The 16,005-nt window shown below is 60.6% G+C and carries 17 protein-coding genes; 10 read left to right on the forward strand and 7 right to left on the reverse strand.

Translation table 11 applies throughout. The annotated features are described in order from the left end of the window. The first annotated feature begins 30 nt into the window (after positions 1–30). The 3 genes from raiA (at position 31) to BLW69_RS17400 (ending at position 1,505) form a co-directional block, all read left to right on the forward strand. Positions 31–603, forward strand: a complete 573-nt coding sequence (raiA, locus tag BLW69_RS17390; protein ID WP_062454028.1) for a ribosome hibernation-promoting factor, HPF/YfiA family — start codon at positions 31–33, stop codon at positions 601–603. 61 nt (positions 604–664) lie between these two features. Then, positions 665–1,129, forward strand: coding sequence for a PTS IIA-like nitrogen regulatory protein PtsN (gene ptsN, locus BLW69_RS17395; RefSeq protein WP_062454029.1), 465 nt, complete (start codon positions 665–667; stop codon positions 1,127–1,129). A 139-nt stretch (positions 1,130–1,268) separates the two neighbouring features. Then, complete coding sequence (locus BLW69_RS17400; RefSeq protein ID WP_062454030.1) at positions 1,269–1,505, forward strand: hypothetical protein; 237 nt, start codon at positions 1,269–1,271, stop codon at positions 1,503–1,505. Positions 1,506–1,577: 72 nt separating this feature from the next. Here BLW69_RS17400 and grpE read toward each other — a convergent pair whose 3' ends face one another. Next, a complete protein-coding gene (grpE, locus tag BLW69_RS17405; RefSeq protein ID WP_062454031.1) occupies positions 1,578–2,216 on the reverse strand; it encodes a nucleotide exchange factor GrpE in 639 nt (212 codons plus the stop codon). 89 nt (positions 2,217–2,305) lie between these two features. Further along, positions 2,306–3,385, reverse strand: coding sequence for a heat-inducible transcriptional repressor HrcA (gene hrcA / locus BLW69_RS17410; RefSeq protein WP_062454032.1), 1,080 nt, complete (start codon positions 3,383–3,385; stop codon positions 2,306–2,308). A gap of 133 nt (positions 3,386–3,518) precedes the next feature. On the opposite strand from hrcA, the gene rph reads away from it, so the two are divergent. The 4 genes from rph (at position 3,519) to hemW (ending at position 6,619) form a co-directional block, all read left to right on the forward strand. After that, positions 3,519–4,238, forward strand: a complete 720-nt coding sequence (rph, locus tag BLW69_RS17415) for a ribonuclease PH (RefSeq protein ID WP_092663772.1) — start codon at positions 3,519–3,521, stop codon at positions 4,236–4,238. Positions 4,239–4,361: 123 nt separating this feature from the next. Continuing rightward, entirely contained in the window at positions 4,362–4,766 is a 405-nt protein-coding gene (locus BLW69_RS17420; protein ID WP_092663774.1) for a VOC family protein, read from the forward strand. A gap of 8 nt (positions 4,767–4,774) precedes the next feature. After that, positions 4,775–5,419, forward strand: coding sequence for an RdgB/HAM1 family non-canonical purine NTP pyrophosphatase (gene rdgB, locus BLW69_RS17425; protein ID WP_062578821.1), 645 nt, complete (start codon positions 4,775–4,777; stop codon positions 5,417–5,419). Between the two features lie 36 nt (positions 5,420–5,455). Further along, positions 5,456–6,619, forward strand: coding sequence for a radical SAM family heme chaperone HemW (gene hemW, locus BLW69_RS17430; RefSeq protein WP_062454924.1), 1,164 nt, complete (start codon positions 5,456–5,458; stop codon positions 6,617–6,619). On the opposite strand, the gene BLW69_RS17435 is transcribed toward hemW, so the two are convergent. The 5 genes from BLW69_RS17435 to mutM form a co-directional block, all read right to left on the reverse strand. Next, positions 6,620–7,213 (reverse strand): class I SAM-dependent methyltransferase, encoded by a 594-nt coding sequence (locus BLW69_RS17435; RefSeq protein ID WP_092663776.1) that lies wholly within the window; start codon positions 7,211–7,213, stop codon positions 6,620–6,622. A 5-nt stretch (positions 7,214–7,218) separates the two neighbouring features. Further along, positions 7,219–7,836 carry a LysE family translocator gene (locus BLW69_RS17440; protein WP_092664115.1) on the reverse strand — a complete coding sequence of 206 codons (618 nt, stop codon included), beginning with the start codon at positions 7,834–7,836 and terminating at the stop codon, positions 7,219–7,221. A gap of 125 nt (positions 7,837–7,961) precedes the next feature. Continuing rightward, the gene (dnaA, locus tag BLW69_RS17445; RefSeq protein ID WP_062454037.1) at positions 7,962–9,530 is read right to left on the reverse strand and encodes a chromosomal replication initiator protein DnaA; all 1,569 of its coding nucleotides are present in this window, start codon (positions 9,528–9,530) and stop codon (positions 7,962–7,964) included. Between the two features lie 847 nt (positions 9,531–10,377). Then, the gene (rpsT, locus tag BLW69_RS17450) at positions 10,378–10,644 is read right to left on the reverse strand and encodes a 30S ribosomal protein S20 (RefSeq protein ID WP_062454038.1); all 267 of its coding nucleotides are present in this window, start codon (positions 10,642–10,644) and stop codon (positions 10,378–10,380) included. A gap of 280 nt (positions 10,645–10,924) precedes the next feature. Beyond that, positions 10,925–11,803: a bifunctional DNA-formamidopyrimidine glycosylase/DNA-(apurinic or apyrimidinic site) lyase gene (mutM, locus tag BLW69_RS17455; protein WP_092663778.1), complete on the reverse strand. Its 879-nt coding sequence runs from the start codon at positions 11,801–11,803 to the stop codon at positions 10,925–10,927. Between the two features lie 127 nt (positions 11,804–11,930). Between mutM and ubiE the strand changes: the two genes are divergently transcribed. From ubiE to BLW69_RS17470, 3 genes are all read left to right on the forward strand, one after another. After that, complete coding sequence (ubiE, locus tag BLW69_RS17460; protein WP_062454932.1) at positions 11,931–12,707, forward strand: bifunctional demethylmenaquinone methyltransferase/2-methoxy-6-polyprenyl-1,4-benzoquinol methylase UbiE; 777 nt, start codon at positions 11,931–11,933, stop codon at positions 12,705–12,707. Positions 12,708–12,711: 4 nt separating this feature from the next. Next, positions 12,712–14,274 carry a 2-polyprenylphenol 6-hydroxylase gene (gene ubiB / locus BLW69_RS17465; protein WP_092663779.1) on the forward strand — a complete coding sequence of 521 codons (1,563 nt, stop codon included), beginning with the start codon at positions 12,712–12,714 and terminating at the stop codon, positions 14,272–14,274. A gap of 87 nt (positions 14,275–14,361) precedes the next feature. Then, positions 14,362–15,948 (forward strand): aromatic amino acid lyase, encoded by a 1,587-nt coding sequence (locus BLW69_RS17470; protein ID WP_092663781.1) that lies wholly within the window; start codon positions 14,362–14,364, stop codon positions 15,946–15,948. Positions 15,949–16,005 lie beyond the last annotated feature (57 nt).

Consider the following 16,005-nt stretch of genomic DNA (forward strand, 5'->3'; position numbering starts at 1 on the left):
ATGCAAGTCACGACAATAAGGAGTAACTCCATGAGTGTGCGTGTATCCGGTAAACATATGGAAATCGGCGACTCGTTTCGACAGAAGATCGAGGACCACATCGGCGGTGCAGTGACCAAATACTTCGACGGGGGGTATTCGGGTCAGGTGATCGTCGAGAAGTCCGGCTCGCGTTTTTCGGCAGATTGCAAGGTGCATCTCGATACCGGGATCGTCCTGCATGCGGCCGGAGAAGCGAATGATCCACAGGCAAGTTTCGATGCTGCAGCGGAGCGGATCGAAAAACGCCTTCGTCGCTACAAGCGTCGACTGAAGGACCATCACGCCGGCAATCACGCGAACGGTTTTTCCGAAGTGGCTTACACGGTCATGGACCGTGTACCGGATGAAGAAGACGACGTGCCAGACGATTTCGCACCGACCATCGTTGCGGAAAGCACGAAGCAGTTGATGACGATGTCCGTTGCGACCGCCGTGATGGCGCTCGACATGACGGACGAACCGGTCCTGTTGTTCCGCAGCCCTGGAAAGGAGCTGAACATCGTGTACCGGCGCAATGACGGAAATATCGGTTGGATCGATTCCACCGGTATGAAGAACTAAAAACTCTCGGGAGAGCGCCTTTGGCGCTCTCTTCGCCCTTCGCGGCAAAAGGATGATAAGAATGGCTTTGGCGGATTTGCTGCAGCAAGATGCGATTGTTCCTGCCCTTAAAGTGACCTCCAAGAAGCAGCTTCTTCAGGAACTTGCTGTGAAAGCGGCCAAGCTGACGGGTGTTCCCGAGCGGGAGATCTTCGACGTCATCCTGCAACGGGAGCGGCTGGGGTCGACGGGCGTTGGCCACGGCATTGCCATCCCACATGGCAAGCTCAGCAGCATATCGTCCATCAAGGGCGTGTTCGCCCGCCTGGAATCGCCGATCGACTTCGAAGCGCTTGATGACGAGCCGGTCGATCTTGTCTTCCTGCTGCTCGCCCCAGAGGGCGCCGGCGCCGACCACTTGAAGGCGCTTTCGCGTATTGCCCGCGTATTGCGCGATCAGGATCTCGTTGCCAAGCTTCGCAAGACCGATTCCGCGTCGGCAATCTACGCCTTTCTGAATGCAGAACAGGCAAACCACGCCGCCTGAGGCGGCTTTATACTCCTTTTCTATAGAGTAAAACCGCCCGCTCGCCCTCGAATGGAGCGGCTAATCTTGTTTTCGAGCCCTCTTTAGAATTGCCTTTTGTCAAATACGCCACATGTCTTTCCCGTTGAAGGAGATAGACATGAATGACGACATACGTGCCAGGATCGCTGCGAATGACAGACTGCTCAAGGCGGTTATCATCCTGCTGGCGATCAAGGATCCCCATCTTCTCGATGAGCTCGATGCAATCTTCAAAATTGCCGATGGTCAGGAGGGACTGATCGGCGATGCGGACAAGAAGACCCGAGCCCATCTCAATTCGGAACTGGCCCTGATCCGTTCCCTGGCGCATGTTTCGCTGGATACGACGCACTGATCCTTACCCGCGGTCGCCAAACGCAAATGGGCGCCCGAGGCGCCCATTTTTCTTGGAAAGGCTCTGAGGAGCTCAGTCCTTCTTGTCTTCAGCCGCCGCTGCTTCAACCTTCGGGCCGCCCTTGGCGACGCCGACCATGGCCGGGCGCAAGACGCGTTCGCCAATAATGAAGCCGGCCTGGACGACCTGCATGACAGTGTTGTTGGGTACGTCCGCATTCGGGATCTCGAACATGGCCTGATGGAAGTTCGGATCGAACTTCTCGCCTTCGGCATCGATCTTCTTGACGCCGTGCCGCTCGAGTGTCGACAGCATGCCACGCTCGGTCATTTCGACGCCTTCAAGCAGGCTCGTCAGCGTCGCATCGGCTCCGGCACGCTTGTCTGCCGGAACAGTGTCGAGCGCGCGGCGCAGATTGTCCGAGACGGCCAGCATATCGCGGGCAAAGCCCGAGACGGCGTAGGACTTGGCATCCTTTACTTCACGTTCGGTGCGGCGGCGAAGGTTGTCCATTTCAGCGGCAAGCCGCATGAAGCGATCGCGCAGATCGGAATTTTCAGCCTTGAGCACATCGATCGGATCGGGCTCCTGCGCGAAGAAGGCTTCCCCTGCGCTCTGATCGGCGGCGTCTTCGAGAGCGGATGCCACGGCTTCCGCCGTGTTTTCGACAGCAGCTGCGTCAGGTCCGTTCTTCTTGGTTTCGTCGGTCATGACGGTCTCCGGTGCGTATTGGAATCTGGAAGGGTGGTTGCGCCCGATATCGAGGTTCGGGGCGAAAAAATCAAGGGCTTGGGAACATCCTAGCGGGATAGCCTTGCAAGCAGCTGCGCCGTGTAATCCACCATGGGCACAATGCGCGAGTAATTCAGCCGGGTTGGGCCGATCACGCCGACCGCGCCGACGATGCGTTCCTCGCCATCACGATAGGGCGCAACGATGAGCGAGGAGCCGGATAGAGAGAACAGTTTGTTTTCCGAACCGATGAAGATCCGCACGCCCGGCCCCTTTTCGGCAAGGTCGAGGATCTCGATCAGGCTGTCCTTCTTTTCGAGATCGTCAAACAGCAGACGCAGCCGATCGAGATCGCTGACGTCAGCCAGACCTTCCAAGAGGTTTGCCCGGCCGCGGACGATAAGCTGGCCCGGCTTTCCGTCCTCCTGATCGCCCGACCAGAAGGCGAGGCCTCGCTCCACCAGATCATGCGACAGCGTGTGAAGCTCGCTTGCGACCTGTTCCTTCAGCATTTTCATCTGGCCGCGAAATTCCGGCAGCGTCTGGCCGGCGAGATGCGCGTTGAGGAAATTTGCGGCCTCGCCGAGCTGCGACGAGGTTACGCCGGCCGGCAGGTCGATGATCCGGTTCTCCACCTGATTATGATCGCCAACAAGGACGGCCAGCGCCTTGGTGGGCTCCAGGCGGATGAACTCGACATGTTTGAGGACGGGATCGTTCTTGGCGGTGATGACGATGCCGGCGCCGCGCGAGACGCCAGACAGCATCAGGCTTGCATCGGCCATCAGGTTTTCGAGCGTCTGATCGCGATCCGGCGGACGGATCTGCCGGTCAATGCTGGCGCGGTCTTCTTCCGACAGATTGCCCACCTGCATGAAGGCATCGACGAAGAAGCGCAGGCCCGTCTGGGTGGGCATGCGGCCTGCACTGATATGCGGCGAGTAGATCAAGCCGAGCTCTTCGAGATCGCTCATGACATTGCGCACAGAGGCTGGCGACAGCGACATGGGCAGAAGTCGCGACAGATTGCGCGAACCGACCGGCTCGCCGGATTCCAGATAGCTTTCCACGATGCGGCGAAAGATTTCCCGCGAACGATCATCAAGCACGGAGCCGTTGTCGCGACCCGTCAGTCCCGGAAATACCATTGGCCCCTTTACCATCCTGCTGATCTCATCTCCCAGATATAGTCGCTCACTTGCGCATCCGCAAAAGGGAAATTCTTTGCAAATGACGGCTCCGAGCCTTAGAAGGCGGAAACAATAATTTAGGGAGTGACGGATGCGGCCTTCAGGCAGACAGACAAATCAGATGCGCAAGATTTCGTTCGAGCGCAATTTCTCCAAACATGCCGAGGGCTCCTGTCTCGTCAAGTTCGGCGATACCCATGTTCTGTGCACCGCAAGCCTTGAAGAAAAGACGCCGCCGTGGCTGCGCAATTCCGGCAAGGGCTGGGTCACCGCCGAATACGGAATGCTGCCGCGCGCCACCGGCGACCGGATGAAGCGCGAGGCTGCGACCGGCAAGCAGGGTGGCCGTACCCAGGAAATCCAGCGCCTGATCGGCCGTTCGCTGCGCGCCGTGGTCGACCTTTCCGCGCTTGGCGAAAAGCAGATCACCATCGACTGCGACGTGATCCAGGCCGATGGCGGCACCCGTACGGCGGCCATTACCGGCGGCTGGCTGGCGCTGTATGATTGCCTGAAGTGGATGGACACCCGCTCGATGATCAAGCTCGACAAGGTTCTGAAAGACCATGTCGCGGCGATTTCGTGCGGCATCTTTGCAAGCCAGCCGGTCATCGATCTCGACTATCTCGAAGATTCGGCCGCCGAGACAGACGCGAATTTCGTCATGACCGGTAGCGGCGGCATCGTCGAGATCCAGGGCACGGCCGAGGGTGCTCCCTTCAGCCAGGAGGAATTCCTCAACCTGCTGTCGCTGGCACAGGACGGCACCCGGGAACTGGTAGCTCTGCAGAAGCAGGCGATCGGCGGCTGATTTCAACGCTGGCTGATCCAAGAGTTGCGAGGGGCAGTCTTCCTTTCCGGAGAGACTACCTCTCGATCGAACCTCCTCCCCCGCCTTCATGGCGGGGCAGCATCAGACAAGGGAGCCACTGTTTTGATCGACGGCATTCTCGAAACAGCGCTCTATGTCGATGATCTCGATGCGGCGGAAGCCTTTTACGGTGAACTGCTCGGGCTTGAGCGGGTGCTGCGGGCCGGCGATCGCCACGTGTTTTACCGATGCGGACCCGGCATCCTGTTGATCTTCAATCGCGCCGAGACGCTGAAGTCGCCGCCTGATGATGCGCTGCCGGTTCCGCCGCATGGCACGACAGGACCGGGGCATGTGTGCTTTCGTATGGACGGCCCGGCGATTGACAGAATGGTCGAAAAGCTCAACAAGGCGGGCATCGTGATGGAAAGCGATTTTCGCTGGCCAACCGGCGCCCGATCCCTCTATTTCCGCGACCCGGCCGGCAACAGTCTGGAATGCGCAGAGCCGAGGCTCTGGAATCTATAGGAACCTTCATGCGCAAGCTTGAGACGAAAACGATCGTCGTTGCCAGCCACAATGCCGGCAAGATCCGTGAGATTGCCGAATTGATCGGTCCGTTCGGCTTTTCGGCAAAGTCCGCAGCCGAACTGAAGTTCGAGGAACCGGACGAGACCGGCACGACATTCGAGGAAAATGCGGCGATCAAGGCGCTTGCGTCTGCCAAGGCGTCCGGCCTGCCCGCCCTTTCCGACGATAGCGGCATCGTCATCGATGCGCTGGACGGTGCTCCCGGTGTCTATACCGCCAACTGGGCCGAGCGCGAGGATGGCAGCCGTGATTTCGCGATGGCGATGCAGAAGGTGGAAGACGCGCTGCAGGAAAAGGGTGCGACCACGCCCGACAAGCGCAGCTGCCGTTTTGTGAGCGTTCTCTGCCTTGCCTGGCCGGATGGCCACACCGAACTCTTCCGCGGCGATGTCGAGGGCGTTGTCGCCTGGCCGCCGCGGGGTGATGCCGGGTTCGGTTACGACCCGATCTTCCAGCCGGAAGGCCATAAGACCACGTTTGGTGAAATGACCAGCGAGGAAAAGCACGGCTGGAAGCCCGGCGATGAAGATGCGCTTTCGCACCGGGCGCGTGCCTTCAAGCTGTTCGTTGAAACCTGCCTGGAGGCCTGATCCCCATTGAACGCCGTCGCTCCCCTTTTTCCCGGCATGCTGCTACCCGACACGGGTGAGCCGGGCTTCGGCGTTTACGTGCACTGGCCGTTTTGCGCGGCCAAATGCCCCTATTGCGATTTCAACAGCCATGTCCGCCACCAGCCCGTGGATCAGCTCCGCTACACCGCCGCGTTTCTGAAAGAGATGGAAACGATGCGGAAGATGAGCGGGCCGAAGACGGTCACGAGCATCTTTCTGGGCGGCGGTACGCCTTCGCTGATGGATCCTTCAACCGTCGGGGCGATCCTCAACGGGATCGCGCAGCACTGGCATGTGCCTGACGGGATCGAGATCACGATGGAAGCCAACCCTTCCAGCGTCGAGGCGGAACGCTTTCGCGGCTACCGGGCTGCCGGCATCAACCGGGTCTCGATGGGCGTGCAGGCGCTCAACGATACGGATCTCAAATTCCTCGGCCGCCTGCATGACGTGGCAGACGCGCTGAAGGCGATCAAGCTGGCACGCGAGATCTTTCCGCGCATGTCGTTCGACCTGATCTACGCCCGTCCCAAGCAGACGGTGGAGGCCTGGGAAGCGGAGCTGAAGCAGGCCATTTCCTATGCCGTCGATCACCTTTCCCTCTATCAGCTGACGATCGAGGAAGGCACGCCGTTCTACGGCCTGCACAAGGCCGGCAAGCTGATCGTTCCAGATGATGAGCAGTCGGCGCTGCTCTACGAGGCGACGCAGGAGATCACGGCCGCGCATGGCATGCCGGCCTACGAGGTTTCCAACCACGCCAAGCCGGGTGCTGAAAGCCGGCACAACCTGACCTACTGGCGCTATGGCGACTATGCCGGCATCGGCCCTGGTGCGCATGGTCGCCTGACGCGGGGACGCGACAAGATCGCCACCGCCACCGAGCGACGTCCGGAAACCTGGCTGGACCAGGTCGAGACACAAGGCCACGGCATGGTCGACCAGGAACTGCTAGGCTTCGACGAGCAGGCGGACGAGTTGCTTCTGATGGGACTGCGCCTGACCGAAGGCGTCGACCTGGCGCGCTGGCAGGAGCTTTCCGGCCGCGATCCGGACCCGGTCCGCGAGGAGCGGCTTCTGGAACACGGCTTTATCGAGCGGCTGGGAAATTCCAGGCTGCGCTGCACGCCGTCCGGCATGCTGATCCTCGATGCTGTCGTTGCCGACCTCGCCTGCTGACTAGGCCTTCACCGCCGTCACATGCAGCCATTCGGTCGGCCGGTCATCATAGCCGCTGCCGTCGTTCGTGCTTATCTCGAGCGATGACCACGTGACGGTCCTGTAGGCCTGTTCGAGCCAGGGCCGCGACGGGTTGTTGTAATAGCGACCGATCGCATCCGTCATCTCTTCGCCTCCGGTCTTGTAGCTTGCGTAGAAAATGCCGCCAGGGCGCAGCGCCCGATGGATGCGGGCAAGGATATCGGCAAGATCGTTTATCGGCGTGTGGAGAAGGCAGGCATTGGCCCAGACGCCGTCATAGGCCGCCACGCTGTCGATATCCCCGAAGCGCAGTATCGCAACCGTGCGCCCCAAGCGGCGCGAGGCTTGCTCTGCCATTTCCGCAACGCCATCCGTCGGGGTGACGTCGAAGCCGCGTTCAATCATGAAACCGCTGTCGCGGCCATTGCCGCAGCCGAATTCCAGAATGCGGGCGCCCTGCGAGAGACGGGAGAGAAATGCCTCCAGCCTGACGTCATTGGCCTTCTCCCGATAACCGGCATAGGTTTCGGCATTGTCGGCGTAGAAGCGGAGGGTCTGATCGTGCTCCGCCATGGCTTTTACTTTTGTGACAGGAGAAGCTTGGTGCCGAAGCCGACGAAGACGGTGGCAACGCCGAGGTCGATCTTCTGCTTGGCCTTGAGATAGGCGCTCGCTACCCGCGGATGGGTGATCAGGCCGACCAGAAACGTATAGTAACAGGCCGAAACCGCGACCATGACAGCGATTGCCGCTAGCCCGTAGAGAAACGGCGTGCCCGCCGGCATGGTAGCGGCAAACAGCGAGGCAACGAAGAGAGCCGATTTCGGGTTGGCGAGGTTGGTCGCAAGCCCCAGTCGGTAAGCCTTCCTCAGCGGTATCTCGCGTTCTGTGGGGGCAAATTCGGGTGTTGTCCGGGCCTTCCGGACATCCATGAAGACGCGCAGGCCGAGCCATACGAGATAAAGACCGCCGACGATCTTCAGCGCGACATAGGCGAAGGGAGCTGCCTGAAACAGGGCATTGATCCCGAGCCAGCCCGCAAAGCCCCACAGGCATGTTCCGGTAATCGTTCCCATGGCTGCCGTAAGGGCAACCTTGCGCGGTGCTGTGAGGCAATAGCGGATCACCAGCAGCGTATTTGGCCCGGGGGTAATGCAGGCGACAGCCCAGATGGTCGCCACGGATAAAAGAAACACGACACGCTCCTCGCACACCAGAAAGATTGGTGTGCGCCAGAAGCCAAATCCCGTCAACGCCCGGACAAACAAAAACCGGCTCTCATCCGATGGGTAAGAGCCGGCTTCGGTCGGTCAGTCGATGATCACAGATTGTTTTCGTTGATCAGGCGCTTCAGAAGCTCGACCTCGTGGCTGAGCTTGCTGTCGCCCGAGATCAGGTCCTCGATCTTGCGAACCGCATGCAGCACGGTCGTATGGTCGCGGCCACCAAACCGACGGCCGATTTCCGGGAAGGAGCGCGGCGTCATGGTTTTCGAGAGGTACATGGCGACCTGGCGCGGCTTGACGATGACGCGGGTGCGGCGGTTGGAGACCAGTTCCTGCCGCGAGACGTTGTAATGGCGTGCCACGACGCGCTGGATATCCTCGATCCGGACGCGCCTTGCTTCCCCGGCGCCGACCAGATGGGCGAGAAGCTCGTCGACGCGCTCGATCGAGAGGTTCGGCTCAAACGAGCGACGGAACAGCAGCTGGTTGAACGCGCCTTCCAGTTCGCGACCGGTGCTGACGACGCTGCGTGCGACGTGATCGAGAATTTCGTGCGGGATATCGAGCGATGGATCATCCTGCTGGGCAGCCGCGAGACGACCTTTGAGCATTTCCATGCGCATATCGTAGTCCGGCGTCTCGACCTCGATGGCCACGCCGCCCTGCAGACGCGAGCGAACCCGCGGATCGAGCGATTCCAGCTCCCAGGGCGCGCGGTCGGCAGCAACCACGACCTGCTTGGCGCTGTCGAGCAGCATGTTGAGCAGATGGCAGAATTCGTTCTGGATCATCTTGCCCTGCAGGAACTGCATGTCGTCGATGATCAACAGATCGATATGGCGCAGGCTGTCCTTGAGCGTCAGGGCATCATTGTCGCGGATCGCGGTTGCGAAACGCCACATGAAGTATTCGGCGGTGAGATAGACCACGCGCGGCATGCGGGGGCTGCCGACGGCGGCGTTGGCGATGGCCTGAAGAAGGTGGGTCTTGCCGAGACCGACACCGGAATGAATAAACAGCGGGTTGAAACGCACGGCACCGGCACCGGCTTCCGCAATCGTCTTGGCAGCGGCAAGCGCCACGCGGTTCGAGGCGCCTTCAACGAACGTGTCGAACGTATAACGGCTGTCGAGTGGCGAACCGAACAACGGGCCGGGCTGCGAGGACTGGCGAACCGGGGTGGACGCGGCAGTCGGGAACGTGGCGATCTTGCCGATCTCACGCGGTGCAGATGGGCGTTGCGACGCGACAGGTGCCGGAGCATCCGAGCCAATGACGCCGTCCTGGACATCCGATACCGGCTTTGCAGCGCGGGTTGCCGTGCGGACCAGGATCTCCACCTTGAGGATCTCGGCATCTTCCGCCTGGAAGATCGACGTGATCAGATCGAGATAACGGTTGTTGATCCAAGACTTCAGAAACGTCGTGGGCACCGTGAGCCTGACGACACTCTTCGAGACGGTGTGAAGCTTAAGTCTTGCAAACCAGCTTGCGTAAACATCCTGGCCGACCTGTGCTTTAAGACGCACACTGAACCGCTCGAAAAGAGCATCATGCTTCATAACTGGTGTTTCCCCTGCCGCCTGTGCGCAAACGGAATCAAACGCCTGTCGTGCATTGCCCCCGTTGCCGGTTGCACGAGCCGATACGTTATTCATTTGCATTATTCGCCGCCTTTTCCATAGGAGCCCGGCGGTTCTGTTTCCCGCCAGGACACATTCTTTTTAACTACGTCCGACAGCCCGTCTCCGCGAGGAAACGATGACTGCCCTTCCCCATCGATTAAAGTTCCAGGCCAACCGCCCGGACCATCAAAGATCGATCCGGATCACCTCGTCTGATCCAGACCTGCGGGAGCCAACCCGCAACTCAGCGCACGCTCCATCCTCGTTATGAAGAGCCGCTGACTTCCCAATGCCTTCTTCCGACTCCCCAGTCGGCCCCGTCACGCATAAGTTCAGCTGTTGCCGGAAAAGCCAATTTCCGGCTTGCAACCATCGGTTAAATAAGGAAACGAGAAAAACATCTCGCCGCAAGCTGCTTAAAGTCCCCGGGCCGCTCGGTGTCGAGCGGTTGTCGGCAGGCTCTAGGAGTGATCTCCATGCCTCTCGCTAAAAGCCATTTAGGCAGGATCAAATGGCAAGATCAATGATGAATTTTACGCAAAATCCGAGCGCGACCGTTGACTCTCTGGGCGCGATTTGAATGGCCGGAGGGTTGCGGAGAAGAATCCCAGTTGAATCAATGGGATTCAAAATCCATCTATTTCTGATGGTACGATTCAGAGAAAAAATAAAAAAAACCTTGACTCAGAAAGCAGGCGGCGGGTTGGCGGAATTGCCGCCAGACTTGGGCAGACCTCTCATAAGCCTTTGTATTTCATCGGGAAAATCTGTCACGCACCTGACACGTAACCGTTACTGAGCCGGTTAACGAAGTACAAAGGACCGAGAATCACAAAAAGCCCGGTCGACCGACCAGGCTTTTGATGCATGCACGCTAAAGGTGATATTAGGCGGAGAGTGCCTTGACGCGAGCTGCCAGGCGCGAGACCTTGCGGGACGCCGTGTTGCTGTGAAGGACGCCCTTCGTTGCAGCGCGTGCGATTTCCGGCTGAGCTGCCTTCAGAGCAGCAGCAGCGACGGATACGTCACCCGTTGCGATCGCTTCTTCAACCTTGCGGATAAAGCCACGAACGCGCGAGCGGCGGGACTTGTTGACTGCGGTACGGCTAGCGATCTTGCGGGTCGCTTTTTTCGCCGAAGTTGTATTGGCCATATCATGCCTCTCTACGAATTCGAACCAAAACTCCGCCGTTGCCGCGTAGGTCCTGCGACCATCAATCCAGCAATTCGGGAGCAATAGAGGAAGCCGTCGATCAGGCTTTCCCAACTGTGGGCGGGCATATAACCGGTATAGCGGGCCTCGTCAACGCGGATTCGCATGAAGGGTGCTGCTGAATTTGCCGTTTGGCGAAGTCCCGCGTCCTTTTCGCGACCATAACCCCTCCCACTCTCCTTACAGGGATGCGTGTTCAAACATCACCTGCAAAGGCTGATCACTTCTGGCAGCGCGGGCAGTAGAAGGTGGAGCGGCCGGCTTGGGTGATACGAGAAACGGTGCCGCCGCAGCCCGGCGTGCGGCAGGGCTTATCCTCCTGGTCATAGACAGAGAAGGAATGCTGGAAATAGCCAAGCGAGCCGTCCGTCTGGATATGGTCGCGCAGAGACGAGCCGCCGGCTGCAATCGCATCGGCAATGACAGCGCGGATCGCTTCCGTCAGCAGGACCAGCTCCTTCTTCGGCCGGCCCGTGGGCGTGACGATGCTGCCCGCTGCCCTCTTCGGCGACAGGTGCGCGCGCCACAGCGCTTCGCAGACATAGATATTGCCGAGACCGGCGATCACGGTCTGATCGAGCAGCGTGCTCTTCAATGGCTGCGCCTTGCCGGAAAACCGCTTGCCGAGATACTCCGCATCGAGCGCGTTGCCGGTCGGCTCCGGCCCGAGTTGTGCGAAGGCAGGGTAGAGATCGAGCTCGCTGCGCTTTGCCAGATGCAAGAAGCCGAAACGGCGCGGATCATTATAGATGACCTTCAATGTCTCGTTGCCACGCTCCAGATGAAAGACGACGTGGTCATGCTTCTCGTCCTTGGAGCGCGGATGATGAAATGTGCCAAGCGCCTCTTCCTCGACCCTGAACGAGCCGGACATGCCGAGATGGGCAATGATGGTGAGATCGTCTTCGAGGTCGATCAGCAGGTATTTGGCGCGTCTTCCCAGCGCGATGATCTGCCGGCCTTCGACTGCGGCGACAAGATTTTCCGGGAACGGAAAGCGCAGATCGGTGCGGTTCAGCTGCAGCCTTGCAAGCTTTGCTCCCTCCATGGCCGGAGAAAGGCCGCGACGAACGGTTTCGACCTCTGGCAATTCGGGCATGGTCTACCTAACTTCCTGTTTCAACGATGCCGCCGGTGCTCTATAGACCGGGCGGTAATCCACCACATAGCGTCCGGAAACCGGTTTCGCTATGGTCCGCCTGGATAGAGACACCGAGGAGCTGCCCATGACCGAAGCCCGCACCCGCGCCGAAGGCGGAATGGAAACCTCCTATGGCTTCCGCCAGGTGGCCGATGGGGAAAAGCAGGGCCTCGTCAACGACGTGTTCCACAAGGTCGCCAAGCGCTATGACGTGATGAACGACGTCATGTCGGCGGGCATGCACCGGGTGTGGAAGGACGCGATGATTACCGCGCTCAATCCGCGCAAGGATGCGAGCTACCGGACGCTGGATGTGGCGGGCGGCACCGGCGACGTCGCATTCCGCATCGTCGAGGCCTCGGGCCTCAAGGCCCATACGACGGTGCTCGATATCAATGGCTCGATGCTGGCCGTGGGTGCCGAGCGGGCGCAGAAGAAAAAGCTGTCCGGCAATCTCGATTTCATCGAGGCGAATGCAGAATCCCTGCCCTTCGAGGACAATTCCTTCGACGCCTATACGGTCGCCTTCGGGATCCGCAACGTTCCGCGCATCGACGTGGCGCTGTCTGAAGCCTTTCGCGTGCTGAAGCGTGGCGGACGGTTGCTGGTTCTGGAATTTTCGGAAGTCGAACTTCCGCTGCTCGACAAGTTTTACGACGAGTGGTCGTTCCGGGCGATCCCGCGCTTCGGCAAGATGATCACCGGTGATTCCGAGCCCTACCAGTATCTGGTGGAATCGATCCGCAAATTCCCCAACCAGGAAAATTTCGCAGCGATGATCCGCACCGCCGGTTTTTCGCGCGTGAGCTACACCAATTATACCGGCGGGATCGCGGCGCTGCATTCCGGCTGGAAGCTCTGAAGCGATGAGCACGATCGGCGCTTATTTCCGGCTCGCCCGTGTCGGCTGGGTTCTTGTCCGCGAAGGCGTGGTTTCGGCCCTGCCGACACAGGACCTGCCGCCGGCCGTCGGTATTCTCAAGTCCATGCTCGAGCCGCTCACCCGTTTCAGGGCGAAGAAGCAGCCCCGCAGCGAAAGGCTGACCCGCGCCGTGGGAAGGCTTGGTCCTTCCTATGTGAAGATCGGCCAATTTCTCGCCACCCGCCCGGATGTCGTCGGCGTCGACTGGGCCGTCGATCTTGCCATGCTGCAGGACCGGATGGCCTTCTTCCCCACGGATGCTGCCAAAACCGCCGTCGAGACCTCGCTTGGCCGCCCGATCAGTGATCTCTACACATCGTTCGAAGAGCCGATTGCGGCCGCCTCGATCGCGCAGGTGCACCCGGCCGAAGTGAACGGCAAAAAGATGGCCGTGAAAGTGGTGCGCCCCGGCGTGCGCCAGCGTTTCGCAAATGACATCGAAGGCATGTATGTGGTTGCCCGCATGCAGGAACGCCTGATGCCCTCCAGCCGCCGGCTTCGCCCGATTGAGGTGACGCGGACGCTGGAACAGACGACCAAGATGGAAATGGACCTGCGCCTGGAGGCTGCAGCCCTTTCCGAGATTGCCGAAAACACGGCGGACGACCCAGGTTTCCGCGTGCCTGAAGTGGACTGGGAACGGACCGGCCGCGACGTCATCACCATGGAGTGGATCGACGGCGCCAAGATGAACGACGTCCCGGCGCTGAGGGCTGCCGGCCACGATCTGGAAAAGCTCGCAGAAGTGCTGATCCAGTCCTTCCTGCGCCACACGCTGCGCGACGGCTTCTTCCATGCCGACATGCACCCCGGCAACCTTTTCGTCGAGCGGGACGGTACGATCGTCGCGGTCGACATGGGGATCACCGGACGGCTGGGCAAAAAGGAACGGCGCTTCCTCGCCGAAATCCTCTACGGCTTTATCACCCGCGACTATATGCGTGTCGCCGAGGTGCATTTCGAAGCGGGCTATGTGCCGGCGCATCACGACGTAGCAGCCTTCGCGCAGGCGATCCGGGCGATCGGCGAGCCGATCCATGGTCAGCCAGCCGAAACGATCTCCATGGCCCGGCTGCTGGCGCTGCTGTTCGAGGTGACCGACCTCTTCGAGATGCAGACCCAGCCGCAGCTGATCCTCCTGCAGAAGACGATGGTCGTCGTCGAAGGCGTTTCGCGCATCCTCAATCCGCGTTTCAACATGTGGAAGGCGGCCGAACCGGTGGTCGGTTTGTGGATCCGCGACAATCTAGGCCCCAAGCGCATCGCATCCGACCTCAAGGACGGGATGAAGGCGGGCCTGAAGCTTGCCGAAGCATTGCCGGAGATCGCCGCCAAGACGGAAACCCTGCACCGGGAACTCGTTCACATGAGCGAACACGGCCTGCGTTTCGACCCCGAAACGGCCGACGCGATCGGCAAGGCGGAAGCCAGGCACAGTCGCTCCGGCCGCGTGGCACTGTGGATCATCGCGATCTCGCTCGTCGTCATCGCCTTCGCCGTCGTCTGAAAAGGCGCGTTGCGACATCAGATGTCCAGGTTCTGGGATATACCTTGGACGACAGGATGAATTAGTGTGCGGGCAAAAAGGAATGCCATGTCCGCCGCACCCGAAAACCCAGACCGCATCACAATCGAACTCACCGGCCAGCCGATCGGCTTTGCCGAGCTGATCAAGATCGGCCGTGGCGAAGTTACCGTGACAGCCAGTGCCGAAGGGCTTGCCCGTGTCGCTGCGGCGCGGTTGGTGCTGGAGAGCACGATTGCCCAGGGCACGCCCGTCTATGGCGCGACGACTGGCGTTGGTGCGATGAAGGACGTCGCGTGGTCGCCGGAAGAGCTCGACGCTTTCAATATCGGGCTCGTCCGGGCCCATCACTTCGGCACCGGCGAACCGTTTCCGATCTGCGTCGTGCGCAATGCGATGGCGTTGCGCGTCAACACGGCGCTGACGGGCTATGTGGGTTGCTCGACCGAACTGGTTCAGGCCTATCTCGATCTGCTGCAGGCCGACGTCATTCCGGTCGTGCGGCGCACCGGCTCGATCGGCTGCGCCGATATCGGTTTGATGGGGCAGATCGGTGCTGTCCTGACCGGCGTCGGCGAGGCGATGTTTGAGGGACGCCGCCTGCCCGCAGCGGAAGCCTTTGCGGCGGCAGGCATCGCGCCGATGAAAATGGCGCCGCGCGATAGCCTTGCATCGCTCAGCGTGAATTCCGTCAGCTTTGCGGCCGCCGCCGACGCGACGCGCACGGCCGCCTGCGCCATCCGAACGCTGCTTGCCACAGGCATGGCCGCTTCCGGTGCGATGGGCGGATCCCGCGACCCGTGGATTGCCGTCACCCATGTGGGCACGCCGCGCGAGGCGATGATCGGCAAATGGCTGTGCAACGCCTCCGAAGGCTGGGACTGGCCGAAGGCGACGCATATCCAAGACCCGTTGAGCCTGCGCATGATCGCGCAGGTGTTCGGCACGGTGTTTGAAAGCGTGCTGACCGCCGGCCACAAGATACTGGCGGCAACGGGCCGCTCCGACGACAACCCTGTGATCGTCGACGGCCGGGTTCTGACATCAGGCGGTTCGCTGCCGCTCGATGTCACCGTGCTCTTGGAATCGGCGTCGCTGACGATGGCGCATGCGGCGCGCAATGCCTTCAACCGCTGCGTTCTTCTTGGAAACGGCCAGCGCCGCGATCTGCCGGTCAACCTGGTTCCGCATGGTGTCATCGCAACCGGCTTCGGGCCGATCATCAAGCTCGCCGGCGAGATCTTTTCGCGCGTGCTGTCGATGACCAACCCGGTTTCGGCGCAGTCGCTGGTGGTGGCCGGCGGCATGGAGGACGAGGCAGCGTTTCTGCCGCTGGTGATCGAGCGGTTCGAGCGACAAGTGCAGGCCCTGCAGCGACTGGCCGCGCTCGAGGCACTTCTGGCAGCCCAGGCGATGGATATCCACGGCGACGAGCCGGGCGGTGCGGTCAAGCTGATCTACGATGCCGTACGCCGCCACGCAGCCTTCTACACAGTCGACCGGCCGCTTTCGGCGGAGGTGGAGGCGATAGAGGCGGAACTCGCGTCGGAGGCCTTCCTGACGGAGCTGATCGCCATCTCGCCCATCCATGCGATCGACGGGTTCTTTGCGCTTGGCGGGTTCGGCATGCAGGGCGTACAGCCCACGCAAGCGTGAGGACGGCACGCCTTTATTCCGCCGGGTTCTTCAGACTTTCTTAAAGGAATATAGTCC

This window comes from Rhizobium sp. NFR12, assembly GCF_900108545.1.
Taxonomy (GTDB): Bacteria; Pseudomonadota; Alphaproteobacteria; order Rhizobiales; family Rhizobiaceae; genus Neorhizobium; species Neorhizobium soli.

What these genes read in the sequence shown, in the direction of transcription:
- rph (WP_092663772.1), top strand. Translation starts at nt 3,519, where the DNA reads ATGCGGCCTTCAGGCAGACAGACAAATCAGATGCGCAAGATTTCGTTC.
- BLW69_RS17470 (WP_092663781.1), top strand. Translation starts at nt 14,362, where the DNA reads ATGTCCGCCGCACCCGAAAACCCAGACCGCATCACAATCGAACTCACC.
- BLW69_RS17435 (WP_092663776.1), bottom strand. Translation starts at nt 7,213, where the DNA reads ATGGCGGAGCACGATCAGACCCTCCGCTTCTACGCCGACAATGCCGAA.
- grpE (WP_062454031.1), bottom strand. Translation starts at nt 2,216, where the DNA reads ATGACCGACGAAACCAAGAAGAACGGACCTGACGCAGCTGCTGTCGAA.
- rdgB (WP_062578821.1), top strand. Translation starts at nt 4,775, where the DNA reads ATGCGCAAGCTTGAGACGAAAACGATCGTCGTTGCCAGCCACAATGCC.
- mutM (WP_092663778.1), bottom strand. Translation starts at nt 11,803, where the DNA reads ATGCCCGAATTGCCAGAGGTCGAAACCGTTCGTCGCGGCCTTTCTCCG.
- BLW69_RS17400 (WP_062454030.1), top strand. Translation starts at nt 1,269, where the DNA reads ATGAATGACGACATACGTGCCAGGATCGCTGCGAATGACAGACTGCTC.
- rpsT (WP_062454038.1), bottom strand. Translation starts at nt 10,644, where the DNA reads ATGGCCAATACAACTTCGGCGAAAAAAGCGACCCGCAAGATCGCTAGC.
- ptsN (WP_062454029.1), top strand. Translation starts at nt 665, where the DNA reads ATGGCTTTGGCGGATTTGCTGCAGCAAGATGCGATTGTTCCTGCCCTT.
- hemW (WP_062454924.1), top strand. Translation starts at nt 5,456, where the DNA reads ATGCTGCTACCCGACACGGGTGAGCCGGGCTTCGGCGTTTACGTGCAC.
- ubiE (WP_062454932.1), top strand. Translation starts at nt 11,931, where the DNA reads ATGACCGAAGCCCGCACCCGCGCCGAAGGCGGAATGGAAACCTCCTAT.
- raiA (WP_062454028.1), top strand. Translation starts at nt 31, where the DNA reads ATGAGTGTGCGTGTATCCGGTAAACATATGGAAATCGGCGACTCGTTT.
- dnaA (WP_062454037.1), bottom strand. Translation starts at nt 9,530, where the DNA reads ATGCAAATGAATAACGTATCGGCTCGTGCAACCGGCAACGGGGGCAAT.
- hrcA (WP_062454032.1), bottom strand. Translation starts at nt 3,385, where the DNA reads ATGGTATTTCCGGGACTGACGGGTCGCGACAACGGCTCCGTGCTTGAT.
- ubiB (WP_092663779.1), top strand. Translation starts at nt 12,712, where the DNA reads ATGAGCACGATCGGCGCTTATTTCCGGCTCGCCCGTGTCGGCTGGGTT.